The following is a 24,354-nucleotide window of genomic DNA, read 5'->3' as shown; positions in this document are numbered from 1 at the left end:
AGATGTGTATAAGAGACAGGTCGTACACCTTCGCCAGGTGCTGGAAATCGAGGTGGGTGTAGATCTGGGTGGTGGCGATGTCGGCGTGGCCGAGCAGTTCCTGCACCGAGCGCAGGTCGCCGGAGGATTCCAGCATGTGGCTGGCGAACGTGTGCCGGAGCATGTGCGGATGGACCCGCTTGGCCTGGCCGCTGGACAGCTTGGCCAGGCGCTGCTGCACCGTGCGGGGGCTGATGGGCGCCCCGTCCCTGCCCTTGAACACCGGCTGCCCCGGTTCCGCGCCGCCCAAGGCGGCCAGCGCCTTCAAGGCGGCCACGGCGAAGCGGCCTACGGGGAGGATGCGCGTCTTCTGGCCCTTGCCCAGCACCCGGACCTGCCCGTCCTCCAGGTCCAGGTCGCCCCAGTGCAGGCCGCACAGCTCCGAAAGCCGCAAGCCACTCGAATAGAACAGTTCCATCATCGCGGTGTCGCGCGGCGCCAGCGGGCCGCCGAGGCTGGTTTCCACCAGTTCCTTGGCCTCGTCGGCGTCCAGCACCTGGGGCAATTTGCGCCGCACCTTCGGTCCGCGGACGCCGGCGACCGGGTCGTGGTCGAGTCGGCCTTCGCGGCTGAGGTACCGGAACAGCGTGCGGCAGGCGGACAGCAGGCGCTGGATGCTGGTCGGCTCCAGCCCCTCGCGCGCTTTGCCGTCCCTGCGGGGCGGTGGACGGTGCAGCCGGGCGATCATCGTGCGCATCCGATCCGGCGTCAGCCGGTCGAAGCTGTCCAGGCCTTCCTCGTCCATGAACGCCAGGAGCTTGTCCAGGTCGCGGCGGTACGCCGCTAGGGTATGCGCTGAAGGTGCCCGCTCGGCGGCAAAATGGCCGAGGAAAGCCTCGACGGCGGCGCGAGGGTTCACGCCACCTTCCGCGCCCGTTCGATGGCCGAGCCCACCGTGGTCGAGATCATGTCCAGGAACAGCGTGCCCATGCCGGGATGGAAGCGGTCTGGATCGGCGCTGCCGATGGCCAGCAGCGCGTCGTCGCCCACGCGCATGAGCGCGGCGGAGCGCACTTCGGGCGCGGCGTCGCCGAACAGGCGGTGCAATTTGTCGGGGGCCAGGCGGCCGGCGACGGGATCGCCGTGCTCGAGGAAGGAGGCGAATTCCGGCAGCCCGGAGGCACCGTGCGGTTCGCGCAGCAGCCAGGGTTCGTCGGGCAGGCCGGCGAGGTCGCCGAAGAACACGAGGCGGATGCGCTCGGACTGGAAATCCTCGGTGAGACGGCGAACCACCTGGCGCACGGTGTCCTCGATGCCGCCCGCACTCAGCAGCGCGAGCATCAGTCCGTGCACGCGGCGCATCAGCTTCTCGTTGTCGCCTGCCACGGCGGTGAGGTCCCTGAGCCGCGTTTCCAGCTCGGCGTTCTTCTCGCGCAGGCCGCGCAACTGGTGCACCGCCAGCGACGACGCGGAGCCCGTCGCGCTCGGCAGCACCAGTTCGTGGGCCAGATCGGGATAATCGACGAGGAAGTCCGGGTGCCGCCGCAGGTAGGACGCCACGGTGGCTGGCTCGATGGCGCCGTCGATCGTGGTGTCGGTCATGGTGATTCCTCGGGTACGGACGATGCTTGTCGCTAAGTTAGCAAGTCTGCGGGCAGTGCGCTGATGCGTGCGGTGACCGTCACACTTCGCCCTCGAAGACGAAAGCAGCTGGGCCCGTCATCCATAAGGTGTGGCCAGGTCCGTGCCATTCGATGGTGAGGGTGCCGCCGGGCAGCTCCACGTCGATCACCGGTGCGGCAAGGCCGAGCGCCTGGGCGACCGCTGCTGCCGCACAGGCGCCGGTGCCGCAGGCGCGTGTCCAGCCGCTACCCCGTTCATGCACGCGAAGGCGGATACGGTTCGGCCCGAGGCGTTGTGCGAAGCCGATGTTGGCGCCTTCGGGGAAGACCGGGTGCGAGGTCAGGAGCGGACCGAGGCGGTCGACCCTAGGGTCCGTCACGTCGTCCATGAAGACCACGCCATGGGGATTGCCCATGGAGACGGCGCCGAAGGTCACGTCCTCGCCGTCCACGTGCACGGTGTAGGTCGCATGCGCCGGCAGATCGAGCGGAATGGCCGCGGGGGCGAAGTTCGGTTCGCCCATGTCGACGACCACCGTTCCTTCGTCCAGCACACGGACCGTCACCGGGCCGGACGGACTTTCCAGGCGGACGTCGGTGTCGCGCGCGATGGCCCCGTCGCGGTAAAGCCATGCCGCCACGCAACGCACGCCGTTGCCGCATTGGCCCGACGGCGAACCGTCGGCGTTCCAGATGCCGTAGTAGAAGGCGCAAGACGGATCGCGCGGCGCTTCGATGCTGATGAGCTGGTCGAAGCCAATCCCCGTGTGCCGGTCGGCCAACGCCGCGACGCGCGCTGCGTTCGGAACGCGCGGCGGATCCTCGCGCCAGTCGACGATCGCGAAGTCGTTGCCGATCCCATGCATCTTGGTGAAACGGGAGGGCATCGTAGTATTAGGGGTGGATGACCGAATTGAACGGCTGGGCGCTGGTGCTCGCCGCTGCCGGCGAGTGCGCATCACTCCTGGCCGGGGCCGCCGCCTGCGGCGTGGCCGTCGCGCCGGCCGCGGGAGGCGGCGGAAGGAACAGCGGACCCTTGTTGCCGCAGCCGGTCAGGGCGGCAGCGGTGACGGCGAGGGCGATGGGCAGCATGAGTCGGCGCATGGGCAACTCCTTTGAACGAACGCCAGTATAGCGTCGGGCCAGGGACACTCGCTCAAAGCTGCTTTTCGAAACGGAACGCGTCGGCGCCGTCGGCGTAGTACTTCGCGTATTCGCCGATTTGCGCGTAACCCAGCCGTTCGTAGAGCCGGATGGCCACGGCATTGTCCTTGCGCACTTCCAGCCGCAACGACCGGCAGCCACGCGTACGGGCCGCCTCTTCCGAAGCGCCGATCAGGGCCGTGCCCACGCCCTTGCCCTGTGCGTGGGGACTGGCCGCGAGCGAATAAAGCCGCGCCACCGTCGTGCCCTTGCGGAAGAACACCACGGCGGTGCCCAGGAACCGGCGGTGGTTCGCGCTGGCGACGAGCACCAGGGCACTCTCGCTGTCGAGATGCTTGCGATACTGGGCGCGGCTCAGGCGATCCTGCGCGAAGCTCGATTCCTCGAGCGCGACAAGGTCGTCGAGATCGCTGACTTCGGCGCGACGAACGCGCACCGCGGCGGTAACCGGGGTTGGACGCATGCGCTTGGAAACTCCGGCGCGGATGGGGGACGAGAGGGACGAGGCGGGGTCGGGCAAGCGCGGCACTGTAGACCTCGGCGCCGCACGGATCAATGACTTTTTCATGAACCTGCACGAGGTCCCGCTTGTGCGCCGCGCCGCTGGAAGCTCACACTGCGGCACCGGCGATACGATCGATCCCAGGCGGGGTCGAGGGAATGACATTCGCCGCTTGCAGAGGTCTCATGAGCCGGCTCGTCATCGTCGTGGAGAAAGCCTCGGACTGGGGCTCGTATTACCCGTCCGCCGATGTCGTCACCGCCATGGATTACCTGCGCCAGCCGGTGGGTACCGACGACGAGCGCACCCACGTCATCAACCTCTGCCGCAGCTACAAGTACCTGGGCACGGGCTACTACGTGTCGCTGCTGGCGGAAGCGCGCGGGCACAAGGTCATTCCCTCGGTGCGCACTGTGAACGACCTGCGCCGACGTTCGCTGTACGGCCTCGACATCGACGACCTCAACCAGAAGCTTGCCAATTTCCTGCCCGCCGGCGGCCGCGACACCACCGATTTCGGCATCCTGGTGTACTTCGGCGAAACCGCTTATCCGGACCTGCAGGATCTTGCGAGACAGCTGTTCGACCTGTTCCCCTGCCCGCTCATGCGCATCGAGTTCGAGCGCGACCGTATGTGGCAGGTGTCCTCGATCAAGGCGGTTGGCCTGCAGACGCTCGACGACGCGCAGGAAGACGCCTTTGCCCAGGCGCTGGACAAGTTCTCGCGCAAGATCTGGCGCAAGCCGCGCGCGCGGCGCCGCTTCCGCTACGACATCGCGATGCTGGTCGATCCGAACGAGAAGATGCCGCCCTCGAACAAGAAGGCGCTGAAGCACTTCATCGAGGCGGGCAAGCACCTGGGCATCGAAGTCGACCCCATCGGCAAGAACGACTACCAGCGCCTTGCCGAGTACGACGGCCTGTTCATCCGCGAAACCACCGCCAGCGACAACCACACCTACCGCTTCGCACACCGGGCGGAGAAGGAAGGCATGGTGGTGATGGACGATCCCACGTCCATCCTGCGTTGCACGAACAAGATCTTCCTGAACGACCTGATGGTCGCGCGCAAGCTTGCCACGCCGGCCACGGAGATCCTCTACCGCGACGACACGCGCCGGCTGCGCGACCTTCCCGACCGGCTCGGCCTGCCCATCGTGCTGAAGATTCCGGACGGGTCGTTCTCGCGCGGCGTCGTGAAGGTGGAAACGCGCGAGGCCCTGGAGAAGGCGGCGAGTGAACTGTTCTCGCACAGCGCGCTGCTCATCGCGCAGGAATACCTGTATACCGAATTCGACTGGCGCATCGGCGTGCTGAACCACGAAGCCCTGTATGCATGCCAGTACTTCATGTCGCGCGGCCACTGGCAGATCTACAACCACGGCGCCAAGGGCACGGCGAAATCCGGGGGCTTCCGCACTGTGCCCGTGCGCGAGGCGCCCGCCGAGGTGGTGAAGCTGGCGCTCAAGGCCACGCAGACGATCGGCGACAGCCTCTACGGTGTCGATTTGAAACAGATCGGCGATCGTCCCGTGGTCATCGAGGTGAACGACAACCCATCGATCGACGCGGGTGTCGAAGACGCCTACCTCGGTGAGGATCTCTATCTGCGCATCATGCAGGAGTTCCTGCGCCGACTCGAACTGAAGCGCCTGGGCATCCAGGCCTGACTATCCGGAATGAGGAACCTGTGGGAGCCGGCTACGCCGGCGATCCCGCAGCAGCGGGCAAGTCCGCCGCGAGTAGCCATCGCCGCTGAAGCGGCTCCCACATGAGCCCTGGCCGCCTCAACGGCGCAGCAGCGCGGCCAGCAGCGACATCGGCAGCCCCGGCTTCATCGCCACCAGCACGCTGGCCGGTGCCATCAGCAGCCAGAAGGCCGGCGTCCAGCCCAGCGTTTCGCTGTGCGCCGAAAGCGGCGTCAGCAGGAGCAGCAGCGCCCCGCCGACCAGCCAGGCCAGGGCAACGAGGGCGCGCAGGCGGCGCGGCGAGAGCGTGTCGTGCATGGCGAACTCCTGGCATCGGTGGCGGATGGGAGGAGCCTAGGCAGCCAGCGTCTCAAAACCCGCGACTTCCCAAGGCCCTGGCCCGGACAACCCGCGAGATGCCTTCGCAAAGGCGACCCAAGGCCTTTCCGGCGCCTTCGCACCTGCCATAATTTCCCCCGAGCATGAGCCAAGGGAAAATTCATGAGCGCTGAAGCGCACCGTTACGCCGTCTTCGGTCATCCGATCGCGCATTCGCTGTCCCCCGAGATCCACCAGGCCTTCGCCGCGCAGCTCGGCATCCGCCTGCACTACGAGACCATCGACGTCGCGCCGGGGCAGTTCGAGGAAGCGGTGCACCGCTTCTTCGCCGAGGGCGGACTGGGCGCCAACGTCACGCTGCCGCACAAGGGTGCGGCCTTCGCGCTGGCCGGCAATCGCACCGAAGCCGCCGCGCGCGTCGGCTCGGCCAACACCCTCACGCCGCTCGTGAACGGCAGCATCGAGGCGCACAACACGGACGGCAGCGGCTTCGTGCGCGATATCGCCGAGCGGCACGGCTTCGACCTGCGCGGCCACGATGCCCTGCTGCTGGGCGCCGGCGGCGCGGCCAGGGCCGTGGCCTGGGCCCTCATGGACGCCGGTGTGGAAACCCTCACCATCGTCAACCGTACCCCCGAGCGCGCCGACGCCATCGCCGACGCCATCGGCGAGCCGGGTCGCTGCTATACACGGTACTGGGATGGCCTCGACGGCGAATCCTTCAATCTCGTGGTGAACGCCACCTCCATCGGCGTCACCGGCGGCGGCTTCGACCTGCCCACCTCGATCCTGAAGGATCATTCCACCTGTTACGACCTGTGCTACGGCGCTGCAGCCGCGGGATTCAAGGGCTGGTCGCTCGCCGCGGGTGTGCGGCCGGACTGGTTCCGCGACGGCCTCGGCATGCTGGTGGAACAGGCCGCCGACGCCTTCGAGCGCTGGCACGGCGAGCGCCCGGACACCGATCCGGTATACCGCATGCTGCGCCAGCGTTTTTGAACCCGCCTAGCGGGCGAGCATTTGCCGCACGCCCAGCGAGACGATGAACGCGCCACAGACGCGGTCGATCCACGCCTTGCCGCGGCGGTAGTAAGCAGCGATGCGAGGGGTGGCGAAGACCACGGCGACGAATCCGTACCACGCGGAAGCGACGACGGCGACCACGGCCAGCATGCACAGGAACGTCGGTGGCGACACGTGCTTCGGCGCGGCCGCCGAAAACACGGCGGCGTAGAAGGCCATGGCCTTCGGGTTGCCGATATTGGTGACGATACCTGCGCGGAAGGCCGCCGGTCCGCCCCGCACGTTGCCGGACGAGGGCGTCGCGCCCTCGCTGCCAGCGCGAACGATCAGGCGCCCGCCGAACCAGATGAGGTAGCCCGCGCCCACCACCTTCACCGCGAGCGCGATCCACGGGAACATCGCGAAGACGATACCCACGCCGAGGATGGCGCAGCTGGCCCAGAAAAGGTTCACCAATACGGTACCGCCCACCATGGCCAACGCTTCGCGCGTGGTGCTCGACGCAGCCCGATGCGCGATGGCCACGAAGTTCGGCCCGGGGCTGACCACCCCGATCACGTAGACGGAAAAGACGAGTGCGATGGCGTGCAGGTCGATCATGCGGCTTCTTCCGATAGAGCGCTCGACTGTACGCCCTGTCGGTCACATCTGCGTGAGAAAAGCGCGCTCCCGCCTCAGGCGGGAGCGCGTGTCACAGGTTTACGGAGCGGCGTTCACACGGCGGCCGCCCTGGAACCGGTTGGCCGGCACGGTGGCCTGCTTGCCGAGCGTCAGCGGCGTGCCCCACGCGTCGGCCACCTTGAAGGCGGCGAAGCCCTTGCCGGTGCCCTGCCATTCCACCAGGCGATCGCTGGCGTTGCGCCAAAGCAGGTCGGCCATGCCGTCGCCGTCGTAGTCGCCGATGCTCGCGAGCGTATAGCCCGTGGGAATGGCGCGGCTGCGGGTCGCGGTGACATTGAACCCGTCGAGCGTCCACCAGCTCAGTTGCGCGTTGGCGGTGTCCGTCCAGACAAGGTCGGTCGTGCCGTTCCCGTCCATGTCGCCCACGCCGTAGAGCGTGGCGCCGGCGGGTCGATCGGGCAGCCGGCGCGAGACGAAGCCGCGCTTCTGGTCGGCGATCCACAGGGTGACCGAGGTGTCGCTGGTACGCGTCCAGACAATGTCCGTGTAGCCGTCGCCGTTCGCGTCCGCGAGAACGGGAGTGGCTCCGCGCACGCCATTGATCGGCTGGGAAAGCGCGGTCACGATGATGTCGTTCTGCGTGGTGGGATCCAGGTCGAGCTTCCACCAGATGATCTGCGTGGTCTTGGTATCGAACCACACCAGCTTCTGGTCGCCGCTGGGATCGTCCACCCCGGTGCCGAGCAGCTTCCACGTGGACGGCACGGAGTGGCTCACCACGAACGGGTAATAGCCACCGGTGCCCGTGGACACCCAGATGTTCACACGGTTGTCGCTGCCCAGCAGCACGATCTCGCCCGACTTGAGCGACAGCGCGTTCAGCCCGGGAATGAGGTCGCCGAAGGCGGCGACGGTCAGGCTGGGATCGATGGCCTGCGTCTGGTCGTAAAGGCTGACCGCGCCCTTCATCGCCACGGAGTGCAGCACGCCCGCGGAGGGATCCACATAGGCGAAGTCGCTGTAGCCGTCGTTGCTGAACAGGTTGTTGAGCGAGAGGAAATCCGCCGGCGCCGCATAGGCGCGCTTTGCCGGCGATCCCCAGGCCGTGACCGCATCGACGAGGTTGGCCGCGTTGATCGTGCCCAGGCCGGTGGCCAGGTTGTAGCCCACGTTCGCCTTCCACGCGGGTACCAGCGCATGCGTGGTGGGGTCGCCGCCTTCCACGATGCCGACGATGTTGCTGAGGTTCTGTCCGATGTCGCAGTTGGGGGAACCCACGCCGCAGGGCTGCACGATGTCGCCTTCGGTGACGTTGTTGAAGACGCACTCCGCACCGATCGTCGCGCCGTTGCTGGCGTTGCACGCGGTGAGCGTCTTCGTGTTCGGCGAGCCCACGGTGCCGAACTGACGGGCGGCGATGCCGTAGAACGCCGGCAGTACGTTGCCGCTGCGGTCGCCGGCACCCTGGTTGATCAGCGTCTGCACGCCGGCCATCGCCGGCGCTGCGAACGAGGTGCCACCCGCCGAATTGGCGAAGACGCTGTCGGGGTTGTCGAAGTCGCAGGCGGTGCCGCCGTTCGCGTCGTCGGACATGCAGAAGACGAGGGCATGACCGAAGATGCCGTTGGCCGAGAACAGCGAGACGTCGGGAAGGAGGCGCGACGTATGGTTGGTCGAACCGCTGATGCCGACCTGTTCCACCGGCTGTGCGAACCGGCCGCTGGGGCCGCCACCGGCACCGCCGACCTGGAGGAAATCCTGCCCGCGGCCCACGCTGTCGTTACACGCGGTGATCCCGTCCTTGTAGCCGAGCAGCGTGTACAGGTGGCTGCTCGCGCAGCTGTTGTTCCAGGTCATTTCCGGGATATAGCTGAGGGCCGACTGGTAGTACGGCAGGTTGGTGGCGGTCCAGTAAGTGGAAAGCTGGCCGCGATCGTTGAAGTCCGTGCCGCCTACGGCAACCGCCGAGGGCGAAGCTGCCAGTCCGTTCACGGCCGCCCCGGACGTGGACCAGAACAAGGCCCCTTGGTCGCATTGGGTAGAACCACCGTCGCCGGAAGAAACGAACACGGTCACGCCTTCGGCAGCCGCGGCCGACCACAGCACGTCCGCGACGAACGCGTCGCTCGGATCCGCCGATTCGCATGCACCGTAGCTCAGGCTCCAGACCGGTGGCGGCAACTCGCCGTTGGGACCGCCCTCGAGCAACCGCGCCGCGGCCGTGAATGGCCCGAAGCTGGCGCCGTAGTCGGCGCACGAGGCAAGCACCACGTCCGCATCGGGTGCGGCCGCGCCGGCCCACTCGGCATCGAGTGCGGCTTCCCCTTCGTCGCCGTTGCGGCCCGGATCGGCGCACGCTTCGCCATCGTTGATGGGATGCAGGATGCTGAAGGTACCCTTCGCGTCGGCGGGGAGGAATGCGCGACGGAAGCGCGCGACGTCGTCCGGCAACACGTTGGTCCGTTCAAGCACGACCACCGTCTGCCCGGCGCCACGCAGCGCATCGCGCCGCTGCCAGAGCGGCTTCACGTTGTAGACCTGGTTGAAGTCCGCCGGCACCATGTCGTACGTGGTGTTCGGATTGGTGTTGCCGGGCGGCACGGTGAAGTCCGGCCGCGCGGCGGCGTCCGTGCTCCACTTGCCGTGCTTGCGGTCGAACGTGGCGCGTGCAACGGGCGTGTGCTGGGCCTTCGGGAAGAAGTCGTCCAGGGCGACGGCCTGGATCACCGGCGACAGCGCGACCGGCACCTTCGTTGCCGTGGCGTTGGCGAAATGACGTCCGCCATCCACGTCATAGCGATGCAGCTCGGTGCCGAAGGCTTTCCCCACGGCGGTCGCGGAGCCGGAAACGAGGATGCGCATGCGGTCTCCCGACACGCTCGATACCGTCATGCCCTGGGAGCGCAGCCATTGCTGCACGGCTTGCACATCCTGCGGCGCGGGGCCGAAGCGCTCACCCAGTTCCTTCGCCGTCAGCCAGTGGTGGAAATCCGGCGACGCAGGGTTGTTGAGCGCAGAGAGGTAGGAACGGAATGCCTTCTCGCGGTCGTCGTCGCGCTTCAGCACGATCGTGATGCCGTCGACCGTGTCCCCGGCCGCCATGGCGCCCGCGTCGTACTTCGAAAGTGCCTGCAACGGTGCCGTTCCCGGCAGCGCGAACGTCGATGTCTTTTCGACGTTCGTACTCACCCGTGCGATGGCCTGGGGTTGCAAGGATCGCGTGGCTTGCTGCAGATCCGTTGCGGCGGAGGACAACGACAGGGCGCAACCTGTCGTCAGGCCCGCGAATGCGAGCCAGCTGGTGTACCTGCGTAGCATGTGCTTACTCCCTTGGCGTGAGTGATGTTTCCCCACCGAGCTCCCTTGTCCAGGCTTTCCCCCTAAACGCCAAGTTTCAGGGCGATCAGTCGTCCCACGCTAAACCCGTCGTGCGCCACCAGGGGTGACTGGGATCACATTTGGCCGTCCAAACGTCTCGACTGGTTCAAAAGATCGACTGCGTCATATCATCCTTCGGAAGTTCCTGCGAATTGCCTGCCACGTTCCTGCAACAATCCGGCGGGAAGATGGCGCGCCCGCCGGGGCCGGCCGACAGGGGGCCTGCCTGGTCGCGGGTGCTCCCCGGACATCCCCATGCCCAAGCTTTCCCTCGCCGCGCTTCCCCGCCGCGCGGTCGCCCTCGCCGTCGCCGCGATCTTCGTCGTGGCAGCGGCAGCCGCGTTCGCCTCGCTGCGGGCGCGCCACACGGCCTCCGCCATCGCCGCAGGGCAGGACGACGGAAAGGCGTCCGCGAGCGAGGCCGGCGACAACAGCGGTGTCGCCATCCTGCTCGGGCTGGCTCGCCAGGCCACGCACGATGGCCGGCTTGTATCGCCGCAGGGTAACAATGCGTATGAGTATTACCTCAGCGTGATCCAGCTGGAGCCGGGCAACGCCACGGCGCAGGACGCCTTGCGCGAGACCATCCCATTCGCCGCCCAAGAGATCGAGCAGCTGATCAATCGTCGTCAACTGGAAGAGGCTCGCCGCGAAATCGCCCTGTTGCGCGACTACGATCCGACCAATTACACGCTGATCATCCTGGGCGCGAAACTTGACGCACAGCAGCAGGTGGTAACGGCGGAAGATGAGGCAAAAGCTGACGCGATGCGTCGGCGAAACGGGTAGGCGTGTTCAGGGACCAGGAGGGAAGCCTACTTCATTGTCGGCGTGCGCTTCGGCGATGAAGCGCATTTCCCACCCAAGGCAAGGAGCCTTTATGAATATCTTGATTCGCAACCTCTCCCTCGCAGCGCTGGCACTGGCGCCGATGGTCTCGCTGGCCTCGGCCGATCCGATCGTGGTGCGTCCTCCGGTTTGCAATGTCACGAACGTCGACGCGTTCATGAACTACCTGAGCCAGTCCAAGCCGACCCTTGGCGAACTGAAGCAGATCTATACCTGCCTCCATGTGGTCATGCCGGGCGATGTTGCAACAATGGAATACCGCACCGACAACAGCCGCTTCTTCGCCAACGTGGACGAGCATGGCCGCATCGTGGGCGGCAGCTTCCGCTAACCCCTCGGTGCCGGGGAACAGGCAGCCCGGCATTCGTTCGTGATCTTCATGCAGAACGGCGTCGCCCGACACGTTGTGTCGGTGAAACGGAAGACCGGATCTGGGCCACGGCCGGCTCTTGTCAGTCAAACTTTGCAATGGGTATCGCACGGCATGGCGCTGTCGGACCCCAATGGAGCTTCATTCATGGAAAAGATGATCCGCACCACCCTCCTCGCCCTCCTGGTCGCCGCCCCGCTGGCCGCTGCCGCCCAGAACGGCAAGCCCTTCAACTCCATCCAGGGCGGTAACGGCGGTGCCGTCACCGGCATTCACGGGGGTAATGGTCTCGGCGGCGGCGGCGGTCAAGGCGGCAACGGTTTCGTCGGCGGCGGTCAAGGCGGTAATGGTCTCGGCGGCGTTATGACCACCGGAACCTGCAGCGTGACCCACCTCGAGGCGTTCGAGAAGTTCATCGCCGGACAGCCGACGGCGTCGGAATTCCGCGCCGCCTACAGCTGCGTGCAGCTGGTGCTTCCGGGCGACGTGACCACCCGCGAATTCCGCAATGACAACAGCCGCTATATCGCTCGCGTCGACCAGTTCGGCCGCATCGTCGGCGGCCAGTTCCAGTAAGCCGGCAGGGACGCCGGGCAGGGCGTCCCTCCCCGCGGCCAAGCGACTAGAATGGCGCCATGCATCCCTCTTCGCTCCGACCCTACAAGGGCATCCTCCCGCGCCTGGCCGCTCGGGTTTACGTCGATCCCGCCGCCGCCGTCATCGGCGACGTCGAGCTGGCCGACGACGTATCGATCTGGCCAGGGGCCGTGCTTCGCGGCGACGTGCACCACATCCGCATCGGCGCACGCAGCAACCTCCAGGACGGGGCCATCGTCCACGTGACCCACGACGGTCCATATACCCCGGGCGGTTTCCCCACCATCGTCGGCAGCGATGTCACGATCGGCCACGGCGCCATCATCCACGCCTGCACGATCGAGGACGGTTGCCTCATCGGCATGCACGCTACCGTGTTGGACGGTGCGGTGGTCAGGAAGAACGGGTTCGTGGGCGCCGGCGCCGTGATCCCGCCCGGCAAGGTGGTCGGCGAACGGGAGCTCTGGCTGGGAAACCCTGCCCGGATGGTGCGCGTCCTGACCGACGCCCAGGTGGAACAGCTCTACTACTCGGCCGCCAACTACGTCCGCCTGAAGGACGACTATCTGGCCCAAGCCTCTCCACATCCTCCCGCTTGATTTGGCTTCGCGGGGGCTCCACGCTGGTCGCCTGACAGGAGATCACCCATGGACACCGCCTCGAATCCCCTCCTCCACGCCGACGGCCTGCCCGCTTTCTCCGCCATCCGGCCGGAACACGTGGAACCCGCCATCGACGCCCTTGTGGCGGAGCAACGGGCAGCCATCCAGCGCATCGCGGCGCCCGACGGCGTACGCGATTTCGAGCACGTGATGCTCGCGCAGGAGCGGCTCGACCAGACCCTGGCCCATGCCTGGGCACCGGTCAGCCACCTCCATTCGGTCGCCGATTCCGAAGCCCTGCGCAAGGCGCATGGCAATGCCGAAGAGAAACTGACCGACCTCGGCATCGAGGTGGGTCAGAACCGTGACCTGTACGCGGCCGTGCAGGCGGTCGCCGACCGTCCCGATTTCGCGAGCCTTCCGGTGGCCGCCCGCGCCGCGGTGGAGCACGCCCTGCGCGATTTCCGTCTTTCCGGAGTGGCATTGGATGAGCCCGCGCGCAGCCGTTTCCGCGAAATAGGGGTCGAACTCTCCCGCCTTACCACCGAATTCTCCAACGCCGTGCTCGATGCCACCGAAGCGTGGCACAAGCACATCACCGACGAGCGCGACCTCGCCGGCATTCCGGCGTCGGGCCGTGCGGTGCTGCGCGAATACGCGCGCGAGGAAAACCTCGAAGGCTTCCTGGTCACGTTGAAGCAGCCCAGTGTGCAGGCCGTGCTCACGTATGCCGAGAATCGCGAGCTGCGCGAGGCGGTGTATTACGCCTACCAGACGCGCGCGTCCGACCAGGGCCCCTCGAAAGGCAAGTTCGACAACTCCGAACGCATCGAGAAAATCGTCGCGCTGCGCCACGAGGCCGCGCAGCTGCTCGGGTTCGCCAATGCCGCGGAGGAATCCCTCGCCACGAAGATGGCCACGTCGCCCGACGTGGTGCTCGGCTTCCTGCGCGATCTTGCCGCGAGGGCGAAGCCCGTCGCGCGCAAGGAACTCGACGAACTGCGCCACTTCGCTACCGAAGAACTGAAGATCGACAACCTGGAACCCTGGGACGTCGCATTCGCCGCCGAGCGATTGCGCCAGCGTCTCTATGCGATCGACGAAGAGCAGATCAAACCCTACTTCCCGGCATCGGCGGCCATCGATGGCCTGCTCATGGTGGTGGAGCGCCTTTATGGCATCCGCTTCGCTCCGCGCGACGACGTCGACACCTGGCACAAGGACGTCACGTATTACGACCTCATCGATGCCGACGGCACGGTCTTCGCGGGCGCCTACCTCGATCTCTACGCACGTTCCGGCAAGCGCGGTGGCGCGTGGATGGACGTCTGCGCGGCCCGCTTCCGTGACGGCGAGCGGCTGGAGCTTCCGGTGGCGTTCCTGACCTGCAACTTCCCGCCGCCGACGGAGGGCAAGCCGGCACTGCTTACGCACGACGACGTGCTCACGCTGTTCCACGAATTCGGCCACGGGCTGCACCACATGCTGACGGAAGTGGATATCCCGTCGGTGGGCGGCATCGATGGTGTCGAATGGGATGCCGTGGAACTGCCAAGCCAGTTCATGGAGAACTTCGCATGGGATCGGGACGCGCTGCGCTCGTTCGCGAAACATTACGAGACCGGCGAGCCGCTTCCCGACGACCTTTACCAGCGCATGCTCGACGCGCGCCACTTCCATGCCGGGCTGTTCCTCGTCCGCCAGCTGGAGTTCGGCCTGTTCGATTTCCGCCTCCACCTCGAGTACGACCCGGCACGGGGTGCCCGGCCGCTCGATGTGCTGGAAGCCGTGCGCCACGAAGTGGCCGTGCTTCATCCCCCGGCGTGGCAGCGCTTCCCGCATGCGTTCACCCACATCTTCGCCGGCGGCTATTCGGCCGGTTACTACAGTTATCTCTGGGCGGAGGTCCTTTCCGCCGACGCCTTCGAGGCATTCGAGGAGGCCGGCGTGCTCGACCGCGCCACCGGCGAGCGTTTCCGCAAGGAGGTACTGGCGGTGGGTGCCACGCGTCCGGCCCTGGAATCGTTCAAGGCCTTCCGCGGCCGCGAGCCGCGCCCGGACGCGTTGCTCAAGAGCTACGGGCTGGCCTGAGCCGGCTTTCCTTTACAATGGCGCGATGAAGATCGCGTCATGGAACGTCAACTCCCTCAAGGTTCGGCTGCCCCATCTCCAGCAATGGCTGGCGGAGGCGCAGCCGGATATCGTCGCCTTGCAGGAAACCAAGATCGTCGATGAGAAGTTTCCCGTCGACGAAATCGCTGCCATGGGGTACCGGGCGGTGTTCTCGGGCCAGAAGACCTATAACGGCGTGGCGATCCTGGCGCGTGACCAGCCTGTCGACGTCGTCACCGACATCGAGGGCCTGGACGATCCCCAGCGGCGCATCCTCGCCGCCACGGTCGGCGACATTCGCGTCGTGAACCTCTACGTGGTGAACGGCAAGGCCATCGGCGACGAAAAGTACGCGTACAAGCTGCATTGGCTGGCCCGCGTGCGCGACTTCCTCGCGTCCGAGATCGCGCGCCATCCCAAGCTGGTGGTCCTCGGCGACTTCAACATCTGCCGCGACGACCGCGACGTGTACGACCCGGTGGCCTGGGGCGAGGACATCTTCTGCTCGCCGCCGGAACGCGCCGCGCTCCAGGCGCTGCTCGATGTCGGACTTCATGACAGTTTCCGTCTTTTTACCGAAGATGCCGGCCTTTTCAGCTGGTGGGACTATCGCCAGGCCGCCTTCCGTCGCAACATGGGGCTGCGGATCGACCTCATCTTGATCAGCGATGCGCTCAAATCCGTTGCAACCTCGTCGATCATCGACAAGGCACCGCGCAAGTGGGAACAGCCGTCCGACCACGCGCCCGTCGCGCTGGAGTTGAACCTTTGAATACACCCAAGACCGAATGGCCGAGCTCCCTCGACGACAAGGAACTCGAAGAACTCGACACTTACCTGCGGGCGCACGGTGGTGAGGGCGACCTCATGCTCGACGGCGTGCACGGACTCCTCTCCGCGGTCGCCATCGGGCCGCTCGAGGTCAAGCCCGAGGAATGGCTGCACGAGGTATTGCACGATGCGTTCGACGACGAGAACGAGGGCAACCGCGTGCTCGCCCTCCTCGCGAAGCTCAACGATTCGATCAGCGCGGAACTCGACGTGGACGCGTACGAGCCAATCCTCGGCGAGGTCGATACCGAAGAGGGCCCGCTGCTGTCCGCCGCCGGTTGGTGCGAAGGTTTCAGCCGCGGCATCGACATGCGCGCGCAGGTCTGGGAAAACCGCCTGGCGGAAGACCCCACGCTGATGCAGCTGCTCGGCCCGATCATGGCCCTGGCGGTGGACGAGGGCGTGCTCCAGGCCGACGCCGAGTTCGAAAAGCTCACCGACGAGGAATACGACGAGTGCCTGGGCCAGCTGCCCGGCGTGCTCAACGCCGTCGGCGACTACTGGCGCGAAAGCCCCCCCACCGAGGCCGAGCTCCAGGCCCTCACCCGCCCCCGCGTGGAAGGCGAAGACGGCCCGCCGCGCCAGCGCGCGGGTCATTGGGTGCACTGACGATCAGTTGTGGGAGCCGCTTCAGCGGCGATCCCGCGGCAGCGGGCAAGCTTGATGCAAGCACCATCGCCGCTGAAGCGGCTCCCACAGAAACGCATCGTTCGCGCAGCGCGTCTTGGCCCAACGGCAGGAAGGGCGCATCTTTGCATCAGCAAAGGAGCACCCCATGACCACTCAACGCCACATCACCCGCCGCGTCCGCGGCATGGACACGTCCGATGGCGCGGGCGTGAAGCTCAAGCGCGTGATCGGTCAGCCTGCGCTGGATATGCTCGATCCCTTCCTGCTGCTCGACGAGTTCCGGTCCGACCAGGCCGGCGACTACATCGAGGGCTTCCCCGAGCATCCGCACCGCGGCTTCGAGACGGTGACCTACATGCTAGCGGGCCGCATGCGCCACGGCGACAATCATGGCAATCGCGGCGACCTGGGCCCGGGCAGCGTGCAATGGATGACCGCGGGGCGCGGCATCCTGCATTCCGAGATGCCGCAGCAGGAGGAGGGCCTCATGTGGGGCTTCCAGCTGTGGGTGAACCTGCCCGCCGCCGACAAGATGGTCGAGCCGCGCTACCAGGACCTCCCGCCCGCCGCGATTCCGATCGTGCACCCGGCTGAAGGCGTTACGGTACGCGTGGTGGCCGGCGAACTCGCGGGCGCGAAGGGGCCGGTCAGCGGCATCAGCACCGAGCCGGTGTACCTCGACATCGGGCTGGAGGCCGGCGCGCAGTTCGACCTGGTGCTGCCGGAAAGCCACAGCGCCTTCGCCTACGTCTTCGACGGCGAGTCCGCGACCGTGGCCGGCGAATCGCTGGCGCGCAGCGAACTGGCCGTGTTGTCCAAGGGCGATTCGGTGAGCTTCGCCGCCGTGCAGCCCGCGCGAATCCTCGTCGTGGCGGCAAGGCCGCTCGCCGAGCCGGTGGCCCGCTACGGCCCGTTCGTCATGAACACGCCGGCGCAGATCCATGAGGCCATCGCAGACTTCCGGGCCGGCAAGTTCTGACAAAGCCACCCGACAGCCTGTAATCTGGAGGGCATGTCCAGACAAAAGCATGCCTTCCTCTTCGACCTCGACGGCACCCTCGTCGACAGCGTTTACCAGCACGTGCTCGCGTGGAAAGAGTCGCTCGACATGGAGGACATCGACCTCTCCGTGTGGCGCATCCACCGCAAGATCGGCATGAGCGGCGGCCTGTTCACCGACATCCTGCTGCGCGAGACCGGTACGGAGATTACCCCCGACCGCATCGAGCGCCTGCGCCGCAACCACGCGGCGGCCTACGGCCGGCTCGCCGAGGCCGGCGCGGTGCGTCCCCTTCCGGGCGCCGTGGAATTGCTCGCGTGGCTCACGGACGCGAAGATCCCCTGGGCCATCGCGACCTCCGGGCGCATGGAAACCGCATCGCACAACATCGCCGCGCTGGGCGTCGATCCGGCCAAGGTGCCGGTGGTCACGCGCGACCAGGTCCGCCACGCCAAGCCCGATCCCGACCTGTTCGTCACGGCCGCCCAGCGCCTGGGCACCGACATCCGCGACGCCATGGTCATCGGCGACGCCATCTGGGACATGCTGGCCGCCCAGCGGGCCCGGGCCCTGGGCATCGGCCTGCTTTCGGGCGGATACGGGGAAAACGAACTCGAGCGGGCGGGGGCCTACCGGGTCTTCGAGGATCCGGCCGACATGCTTCGGCACATCGACGAAATCGCAGCGCGAAGCTGAACGAAAATCACAAGTTCCCCAAGGCGTTTAGGCGGGGGACGGGTAGGGGTTCGTAGCATTGGCCTGTAAGCAAAGGATTTGATCGACCATGCGCATTGTTTTCACAGCGGTTCCGCTCATCGCAGCCTTCATCATCGCGGCCTGCTCGCACTCCGAGCCCACCGCGCCGGCCGCTTCACCAGCGGCGGCGTCCACGGCCGCCTCCCCCGCTCCCGGCAAGACGGCTCCAGCCAACGCCGCGCTGGGTTCGCCCGAGTGGTATGCCTGGGTGGACAAGGTACTCGCGGTAAGCGACGACGGTCACGGCCCCCAGGCGGGCACCGAGCAATGGAACGAGGCCGTGAATCGCAAGCTCGGTCAGGAAGCCCCGCAGAGCCAGCCCGGCTCCGCCGAGTGGCAGCAAGCGGTGGATGCCTTGCTCCGCACCCGCGTGGCCACGCACTGACAGAGTTGGGGAGCCGACCCAATGTGGGAGCCGGCTGTGCCGGCGACCCCGCGGCAGCGGGCATGCGTGCCGCACGCACCTTTCGCCGCTGAAGCGGCTCCCACAGGATAAGCACACAACTATAGGGGAGCCTGGAGACGCAGCTGCCCCTCAGGCAGTTTTATCTCCCCCGAAGGCAACGACAACACGATGCCGCCCGGCGCCTTCACCGGCTGGGTCACCGTCAGCAGCGCCTCGCCGTCCTTCGCCTTCAGCGTGTAGCCGAATCGACCGTACGGCGTGCGCAGGTCGCGAATGGCGATGCCCTCGCCTTCCAGCCACGCCGGCTGCACGCCTGCGGCCACGACCAGCGCGCTATCCGCTTCGCGGTCGTAGGCGAACATGTCCAGCACCGAACGCACATAGTCCGACGCGATCCACGCGTGCGGCATGTCGCCGACGAACCGCGGCTCGCGCGGATCCCGGCCTACCACTTCGGCCCATTGGTTCCATCCGGCCGGGCGGCGGTCGGCGAAGAAAAAGGCCAGCAATTCGCTGAGGCGATCGCGCCAGCCCAGACGAACGAAGGTGGCGACCGTGCGGAGTTCGTATGGCGTGTAATCCTTCCAGGCGATCGTGCCTTCGCGGCGCGCGCGGAATCCCTGCCAGTACTTCTCGAAGGTATTGTTGAGCAGCGCCTGCGGCAGACGGGACTGCTCGCCGCCCGGCGACAAGGCGATCGTGGTGGAGGTGGCATCGAAGTCGCCGAGTTCCACCGAGCCCGGGATGAAGTCGATGCCCTTGGCCTTCGCGGCAGCGGCGATCGAGGCATGCAGGTCGCCGCGGAATTCGTCGCGGGAAGCGGTGAAACGCGCGGCGTCGTTCGCCTTCCCCAACGCCTTCGCAAGGTCGACCGCGTCGTCGTAACCCTTGAGCGCCCAGAAGTCGTCCCAGTAGGAATGCATCGGCTTCGCCGAGTAACCCTCGTGACTGATCGACGCCGGCATCAACCCGTACAGCGCGCGATCTTTTCCGCTTAGTCGAGCAGGCTGGCGTTCGCCGGCGCGCAGGCTGTCCATGTACGCCACGGCTTTCTGCACATGCGGATAAAGCGCCTCCACGGTGGCACGGTCGTGCGTGTAACGCCACAGTTCGGCGACGCTGAAGATTAGTTCTCCATGACTGTCGTTCTCGGGCACGGGATCGGAACCGCGCGCATCGACGCAACACGGCACCTTGCCGTTGGAGAACTGGTGCGGTGCGTACCAGCGGATGAAGTCGCGGGCCACGTCCTCGTGGCCCGTGCGCAGCAAGCCCTCCAGCATCATCGCGCCGTCGCGGACCCAGGTGCGGGAATAGGAACGCGTGCCGGGTTGCAGGGCCGGCCCGTCGCGCGAGATGAGGATCTGCGCGACACCGCTCTTCATGGTGTCGACGATGGGTCGGGCGACAGCCGGTACGTCGATGGTCACGCGGTCGAGTTTGTCGCGCCACATCGCAGCGACCGCATCGGCGTGCGCCATCAGCCACGTGCCCGCGTCCGGCGGTTCGGGAAGGCGCTCCGACGGATCCACCGGTACGACGACGCCGAGGTCGACATGCCCGTGAGCCGGCACGCGCAGGTCGTAGAGGAGCGCGCCTTGCGCGAAGCCATCGTCGTCATGCAGCGCCTTTGCCACCGGACGCTCGCCCGTGTCGAGGCGTTCGGCAAGGGTGGTCGGCCGGTTGCGACTGGCCACGAATGCCGTCGTATGTTGCAGCGGTATCACCGTGCGCGTGCCATTGACGGTGAGCGCTCGGCCGTCCCAGAACAGATCGTCGATGCGGCTGGTACCCCCCGGCGCGTTGAGGAACTGCGTGGGCGGATTCACCTGGAACGGGCGTGTCGCCAGTGCAAGGGTCACGTCGCGCGGCTCATCTCCGTTGTTGTCGACGCGATAGGCCACCACCAACTGCGAGCGGCCGGGCTTGCCTTGCGCGAACGCCGTCGTCGTCACTGCCAGCGTTCCCGCGTCCCAGCGCACGGAGGGGATGGGGAGGTACCGGTCGCGCAGCGACTGGCTGCTCTTCACGTCGGCCCAGGTGATGAGCTTGCCGCCGTCGAGGAGGAAGGGTTCGAGGGAGAATCCACCCCGCACCACCTCGACGGCGCCGTCCTCGGAAATGAGTGCGGAATCGCGGCTTCCACCGCCCACGCCCACGATCGTCCAGTACGACTGCTCGCCGGAGAAACCACGCGGATAAAGGCCACGGCGAACCTGCTTTGCGCGGGATTCGAAGACGGCGTTAGGCGTGGGCGGCGGTGTGGGGACGGCTTCGGGCTTCCGGGCGACGATCTGGAGGTTGTCGAAGCAGACTTCTCCGCGGTTAGCGTCAGTGGCTTGGTGGGAGCCGACCCTGTCGGCGATGGGAGCTTGCGGCGAGCTTGCTGTCGCCGACAGGGTCGGCTCCCTCCGAGCCTGCGCGTTTGCTTCTTTGTAGATCACGAACTCGACCTCGCGCGTGTGGCGCAGGGTGCGGTCCTTTATCGGCCCCCAGGCGAATTCGACCTGCCGGCTTGTCGCCTCGATGGTTCGCCAGGTGTCGGTGGGAACGAACGACGGCTTCGTATACCACCAGACATTGTCGCCACTGTCGTCGATGAACTTCAGTTGCAACGTGTTCGGCGGCATGTTTCCGCGCACGTCGAAGTTGAGTGCGAAGCCGCCAGGGAAATCGATTGGCAGCGTCTTGCGGATGGACGCCGCGCCGGAGACGCCATTGAAGTCGTAGTCGAGACACAAGGCCTGCCCCGACTTGCCCGGAACCGTGCGCAGGCTCGCCGTGACGTCGTCGGTATGCGTGGCCTGCCATCCATTCGTGTCGTCGAATGTGTCGAGCACACCGGCCTGTGCGCCGAACGACAGCGCGAGCAGGAGCGCGCACAGCGCGTTTCCATGACGCATCGCCATCAGCCCTTCACGCTGCCGATCAGCAGCCCTTCGAGGTAGTAGCGCTGCAAGGCCAGGAACAACACCAGCACCGGCAGGATGGTGACGACGGACCCCGCCATCATCAGCTCGCTGTCCTGCACGTGCTCACGCGATAGCGAGGCGAGCGCGATGGGTAGCGTGTAGTGCTCCTGCCCGGTCAACGCGATCAGCGGCCACATGAAGTCGTTCCACGCGGCCAGGAAGGTGAAGATGGCGAGGGTCACCATGATCGGTTTCAACAAGGGCATGACGATGGTGGCGAAGATACGGAACTCGCCGGCACCGTCGATGCGCGCCGCCTCCATCAGGTCGTCCGGAATGCCACTGGCGTACTGGCGCACGAGGAAGATGCCGAAGATCGTCGCAAGCGCAGGCACGATCACCGCGCCATAGGTGTTCACCAGGCCCATGTACTTCAGCAGGAGGAACAGCGGCAGCATCGCCACCTGGGCCGGAATCACCAGCGCGCCCAGCAGCACCTGGAAGATGCGCTGCCGGCCCTTGAACTCGAGCTTGGCGAACGCGTAGCCCGCCATGAGATTGAATGCGAGAGAGACCAGCGTGATCGACGTGGAAATCAGCAGGCTGTTGAACAGGTAGCGTCCCATGCCCGCGTTCAGGAAGAGCTGGCGATAGTTCGCCAGCGTGGCATGCGTGGGCAGCACGGGCGGCGGCAGCGAGCTGGCCTGCCCCTGCGGCATGAAGGACACCGACAGCATGTACAGCAGCGGCGCAATGGCGATGGCCGCGCCGCCGATGAGCAGGCCGTTGATAAGAGCCTTCGCGAGACGCGGACTCATGCCGGGGCCCCTTGCTTCGAGAGACGAAGGATGGATGCGGTCACGACGAACATGATGACGAAGAGGATGAACGCCACCGCGGAGGCGGAACCGAGGTTCCACCACTTGAAGCCTTCTTCGTACATCAAGTACAGCACCGAGGTCGTGCTCTGGAGCGGACCGCCCTCGGTCATCACATAGGGCTCGGCGAACAGCTGGAAATAGCCGGAGACGGTGAGGATGCTCACCATCACCATGGTGGGCTTCAGCATGGGCAGCGTGATGTGGCGGAACTGCGCCATGGCCGAGGCGCCGTCGATGCGCGCGGCCTCGTAGAGATCGCCGGGGATGGCCTGGAGTCCTGCCATGAAGATGATCATGTTGTAGCCGAAGTTCTTCCATACGGCGAAGAGGATGATCGTGGGCATGGCCCAATGCGGATCGCCCAGCCAGTCCACGGTGGGTATGCCCAGCGAGTCGAAGGCATAGTTCACCAGGCCGTACTTGGTGTTGAACAGGTAGCGCCAGATCACCGCCACCGCCACCACGGTGGTCACGACGGGTGCGAAGAGGGCCGTGCGGAAGAACGCCTTGCAGCGCGCCAGCGGGGAGTTAAGCAACATTGCCGCGCCAAGCGATGCCGCCATGGACAACGGCACGCCCACCACCACGAAGTAGACGGTATGGCCCAGCGCCGACCAGAACAGCGGCCGTTGCAACAGTGCCCAGTAGTTCTCCAGGGCAACGAAGCGCAGGTTGCGGATGTCCGCCAGCGCATAGAGGTCGTAGTCCGTGAGCGACAGCACCAGCGCCGCCACCACGGGCAGCAGGAAGAACACCCCGAGGACGATCAGCGCGGGAGTGATGAACCACCAGGCGGCACGGGAAGTCGTCATGGCAAAGCCTTGTGGCCGTGGTCGAGCATCCAACGGCGTTTCTCGAGCAGACGATCGGCGCGACGATCGATTTCCGCCGCGGCCTGGTCGATGGTGAGGTCGCCATGGGCCGCCTGCGCGGCCACCAGCTGCATCTCGGTAACGATGCGCTCCCACTCGGCGACGGGTGGCGTGGGCTTCACGCGCTCAAGCTGGTCACGGAAGGCGAGGGCCTTGTCGTCGCTTTTCAGCGCGGCCGCGTTCCAGGAGGAGCGCCTCGGCGGCATGTCGCCGAGGATCTGGTAGAACCGGTCCTGTATTTCAGGACGCGAGAGGAACTCGATCAGCGCCCAGGCATCGTCCTTGTGCTTCGACTTGCGATAGATCACGAGGCTCGAGCCGCCGGCATTGGATGCGCCCGGTCCGTTCGGTCCCGGTAGCGGGGTGGTGCCCCAGTCGCCCTGCTGTTCCGGCGGCAGGCGCTTGCGGAACTCGCCAATGTTCCAGGGCCCCGAAAGATAGAAAGTGAAGAACCCTTGTCCGAACGCCGCCCAGGGATTGCCGATGCCCACATTGGTCATCATCGGCGCCTGCTGTTCCTTGAACAGCGAGACATAGAAAGCCAGCGCTTTCTTGAAGCCCGGGCTGCGGAAATTGCCGTAGCGGCCGTCGTCACGCAGCAACGGATCCTCCTGCTGCAAGGCGAATGCCAGCAATTGCTCGAATTCGTTCGTCGGCAGGAGCACGCCGTAGGTCTTGCCGGGCGGCTGCGACAGCTTCGCCATCATCGCCTGCCATTCCGCCCAGTCGCGCGGCGGGTGGTCGTATCCGACCTTCGCCAGCAGGTCCTTCCGGTAGAACAGCAGGCGCGTGTCCACGTACCAGGGCACGCCATAAAGGTGGCCGTCGATGACGTTCGTGGACCAGATGGCGGGAAAGTAGTCGTCGCGATCCACGACCTTCGAACCGGCGACGCGCGCATCGAGTGGCTCGAGCGCGCCGAGCGCGACCATTTCCGGAATCCAGGTATTGCCCAGCTGGGTGATGTCCGGCGTGGAATCCCCGGCATAAGCCGTCAGCAGCTTCTGGTGAGCGGCCGTCAACGGAAGCTGCTGCACCGCCACGTGCAGGCCGGGATGCTCGCGCTCGAATTCGGGCAGCAGCTTCGCCACGGCCTCGCCTTCGCGCCCGATGGTCCAGAACTGCAAGGTGCGCTCATTCTCTTCCTGCTTCGCGCATCCGCACAGCGCGGCGCCGGCGAGTACCAGCGCCACCATCATGCGAAATGCGCGGGTGCCGCG

The 24,354-nt window shown here is 66.4% G+C and carries 24 protein-coding genes; 12 read left to right on the top strand and 12 right to left on the bottom strand.

Annotation, left to right across the window (positions count from 1 at the left end):
• From ACPYOD_RS07465 to ACPYOD_RS07445, 5 genes are all read right to left on the bottom strand, one after another.
• The coding region (locus tag ACPYOD_RS07465) for a tyrosine recombinase XerC (RefSeq protein ID WP_481301104.1) at positions 1-898 on the bottom strand (898 nt) is incomplete at its 3' end.
• Positions 895-1,581, bottom strand: coding sequence for a DUF484 family protein (locus tag ACPYOD_RS07460; RefSeq protein WP_481301103.1), 687 nt, complete (start codon positions 1,579-1,581; stop codon positions 895-897). The genes ACPYOD_RS07465 and ACPYOD_RS07460, both read right to left, overlap by 4 nt.
• A gap of 79 nt (positions 1,582-1,660) precedes the next feature.
• On the bottom strand, positions 1,661-2,488 hold the full coding sequence (gene dapF, locus ACPYOD_RS07455) for a diaminopimelate epimerase (protein WP_481301102.1): 828 nt from the start codon (positions 2,486-2,488) through the stop codon (positions 1,661-1,663).
• A 7-nt stretch (positions 2,489-2,495) separates the two neighbouring features.
• Positions 2,496-2,705: an LPS translocon maturation chaperone LptM gene (gene lptM, locus ACPYOD_RS07450; RefSeq protein ID WP_481301101.1), complete on the bottom strand. Its 210-nt coding sequence runs from the start codon at positions 2,703-2,705 to the stop codon at positions 2,496-2,498.
• A gap of 52 nt (positions 2,706-2,757) precedes the next feature.
• A complete protein-coding gene (locus ACPYOD_RS07445; protein WP_481301100.1) occupies positions 2,758-3,228 on the bottom strand; it encodes a GNAT family N-acetyltransferase in 471 nt (156 codons plus the stop codon).
• A gap of 224 nt (positions 3,229-3,452) precedes the next feature.
• Between ACPYOD_RS07445 and ACPYOD_RS07440 the strand changes: the two genes are divergently transcribed.
• Positions 3,453-4,937: a RimK family protein gene (locus ACPYOD_RS07440; RefSeq protein ID WP_481301099.1), complete on the top strand. Its 1,485-nt coding sequence runs from the start codon at positions 3,453-3,455 to the stop codon at positions 4,935-4,937.
• A gap of 117 nt (positions 4,938-5,054) precedes the next feature.
• Here ACPYOD_RS07440 and ACPYOD_RS07435 read toward each other — a convergent pair whose 3' ends face one another.
• A complete protein-coding gene (locus ACPYOD_RS07435) occupies positions 5,055-5,273 on the bottom strand; it encodes a hypothetical protein (protein ID WP_481301098.1) in 219 nt (72 codons plus the stop codon).
• A 183-nt stretch (positions 5,274-5,456) separates the two neighbouring features.
• Between ACPYOD_RS07435 and aroE the strand changes: the two genes are divergently transcribed.
• Positions 5,457-6,293, top strand: coding sequence for a shikimate dehydrogenase (gene aroE / locus ACPYOD_RS07430; protein WP_481301097.1), 837 nt, complete (start codon positions 5,457-5,459; stop codon positions 6,291-6,293).
• Between the two features lie 6 nt (positions 6,294-6,299).
• On the opposite strand, the gene ACPYOD_RS07425 is transcribed toward aroE, so the two are convergent.
• Positions 6,300-6,917, bottom strand: coding sequence for a LysE family translocator (locus ACPYOD_RS07425; RefSeq protein ID WP_481301096.1), 618 nt, complete (start codon positions 6,915-6,917; stop codon positions 6,300-6,302).
• Between the two features lie 99 nt (positions 6,918-7,016).
• On the bottom strand, positions 7,017-10,256 hold the full coding sequence (locus ACPYOD_RS07420) for a protease pro-enzyme activation domain-containing protein (protein ID WP_481301095.1): 3,240 nt from the start codon (positions 10,254-10,256) through the stop codon (positions 7,017-7,019).
• A 315-nt stretch (positions 10,257-10,571) separates the two neighbouring features.
• Between ACPYOD_RS07420 and ACPYOD_RS07415 the strand changes: the two genes are divergently transcribed.
• From ACPYOD_RS07415 to ACPYOD_RS07370, 10 genes are all read left to right on the top strand, one after another.
• A complete protein-coding gene (locus ACPYOD_RS07415; protein ID WP_481301094.1) occupies positions 10,572-11,105 on the top strand; it encodes an energy transducer TonB in 534 nt (177 codons plus the stop codon).
• 91 nt (positions 11,106-11,196) lie between these two features.
• On the top strand, positions 11,197-11,496 hold the full coding sequence (locus tag ACPYOD_RS07410) for a hypothetical protein (protein ID WP_481301093.1): 300 nt from the start codon (positions 11,197-11,199) through the stop codon (positions 11,494-11,496).
• A gap of 186 nt (positions 11,497-11,682) precedes the next feature.
• The gene (locus ACPYOD_RS07405; protein ID WP_481301092.1) at positions 11,683-12,111 is read left to right on the top strand and encodes a hypothetical protein; all 429 of its coding nucleotides are present in this window, start codon (positions 11,683-11,685) and stop codon (positions 12,109-12,111) included.
• Between the two features lie 59 nt (positions 12,112-12,170).
• Positions 12,171-12,731 (top strand): gamma carbonic anhydrase family protein, encoded by a 561-nt coding sequence (locus ACPYOD_RS07400; RefSeq protein WP_481301091.1) that lies wholly within the window; start codon positions 12,171-12,173, stop codon positions 12,729-12,731.
• Between the two features lie 48 nt (positions 12,732-12,779).
• Positions 12,780-14,825, top strand: coding sequence for a M3 family metallopeptidase (locus tag ACPYOD_RS07395; RefSeq protein ID WP_481301090.1), 2,046 nt, complete (start codon positions 12,780-12,782; stop codon positions 14,823-14,825).
• 25 nt (positions 14,826-14,850) lie between these two features.
• Entirely contained in the window at positions 14,851-15,618 is a 768-nt protein-coding gene (gene xth / locus ACPYOD_RS07390) for an exodeoxyribonuclease III (protein WP_481301089.1), read from the top strand.
• Positions 15,615-16,286 carry a YecA/YgfB family protein gene (locus ACPYOD_RS07385; RefSeq protein WP_481301088.1) on the top strand — a complete coding sequence of 224 codons (672 nt, stop codon included), beginning with the start codon at positions 15,615-15,617 and terminating at the stop codon, positions 16,284-16,286. Before xth ends, ACPYOD_RS07385 begins: the two co-directional genes overlap by 4 nt.
• Positions 16,287-16,452: 166 nt before the next feature.
• Positions 16,453-17,286 (top strand): pirin family protein, encoded by an 834-nt coding sequence (locus tag ACPYOD_RS07380; RefSeq protein ID WP_481301087.1) that lies wholly within the window; start codon positions 16,453-16,455, stop codon positions 17,284-17,286.
• Positions 17,287-17,319: 33 nt separating this feature from the next.
• Entirely contained in the window at positions 17,320-18,003 is a 684-nt protein-coding gene (locus ACPYOD_RS07375; RefSeq protein WP_481301086.1) for an HAD family hydrolase, read from the top strand.
• A gap of 88 nt (positions 18,004-18,091) precedes the next feature.
• Positions 18,092-18,448, top strand: coding sequence for a hypothetical protein (locus tag ACPYOD_RS07370; protein WP_481301085.1), 357 nt, complete (start codon positions 18,092-18,094; stop codon positions 18,446-18,448).
• 119 nt (positions 18,449-18,567) lie between these two features.
• On the opposite strand, the gene ACPYOD_RS07365 is transcribed toward ACPYOD_RS07370, so the two are convergent.
• Genes ACPYOD_RS07365 through ACPYOD_RS07350 form a run of 4 tightly spaced genes read right to left on the bottom strand, consistent with a single transcriptional unit; the run spans position 18,568 to position 24,333 of the window.
• Positions 18,568-21,378 (bottom strand): glucosidase family protein, encoded by a 2,811-nt coding sequence (locus ACPYOD_RS07365; protein ID WP_481301084.1) that lies wholly within the window; start codon positions 21,376-21,378, stop codon positions 18,568-18,570.
• Positions 21,378-22,199, bottom strand: coding sequence for a carbohydrate ABC transporter permease (locus ACPYOD_RS07360; RefSeq protein WP_481301083.1), 822 nt, complete (start codon positions 22,197-22,199; stop codon positions 21,378-21,380). The genes ACPYOD_RS07365 and ACPYOD_RS07360 overlap by 1 nt, the downstream gene beginning before the upstream one ends.
• Complete coding sequence (locus ACPYOD_RS07355) at positions 22,196-23,074, bottom strand: carbohydrate ABC transporter permease (protein WP_481301082.1); 879 nt, start codon at positions 23,072-23,074, stop codon at positions 22,196-22,198. The genes ACPYOD_RS07360 and ACPYOD_RS07355 overlap by 4 nt, the downstream gene beginning before the upstream one ends.
• Positions 23,071-24,333 (bottom strand): sugar ABC transporter substrate-binding protein, encoded by a 1,263-nt coding sequence (locus ACPYOD_RS07350; RefSeq protein ID WP_481301108.1) that lies wholly within the window; start codon positions 24,331-24,333, stop codon positions 23,071-23,073. Before ACPYOD_RS07350 ends, ACPYOD_RS07355 begins: the two co-directional genes overlap by 4 nt.
• Between the last annotated feature and the right edge of the window lie 21 nt (positions 24,334-24,354).

Source organism: Luteibacter sp. HAY1-4A (assembly GCF_056755355.1).
The sequence above is the reverse complement of the archived record's forward strand: the minus strand, read 5'-3'. Positions and strand labels throughout refer to the sequence as shown.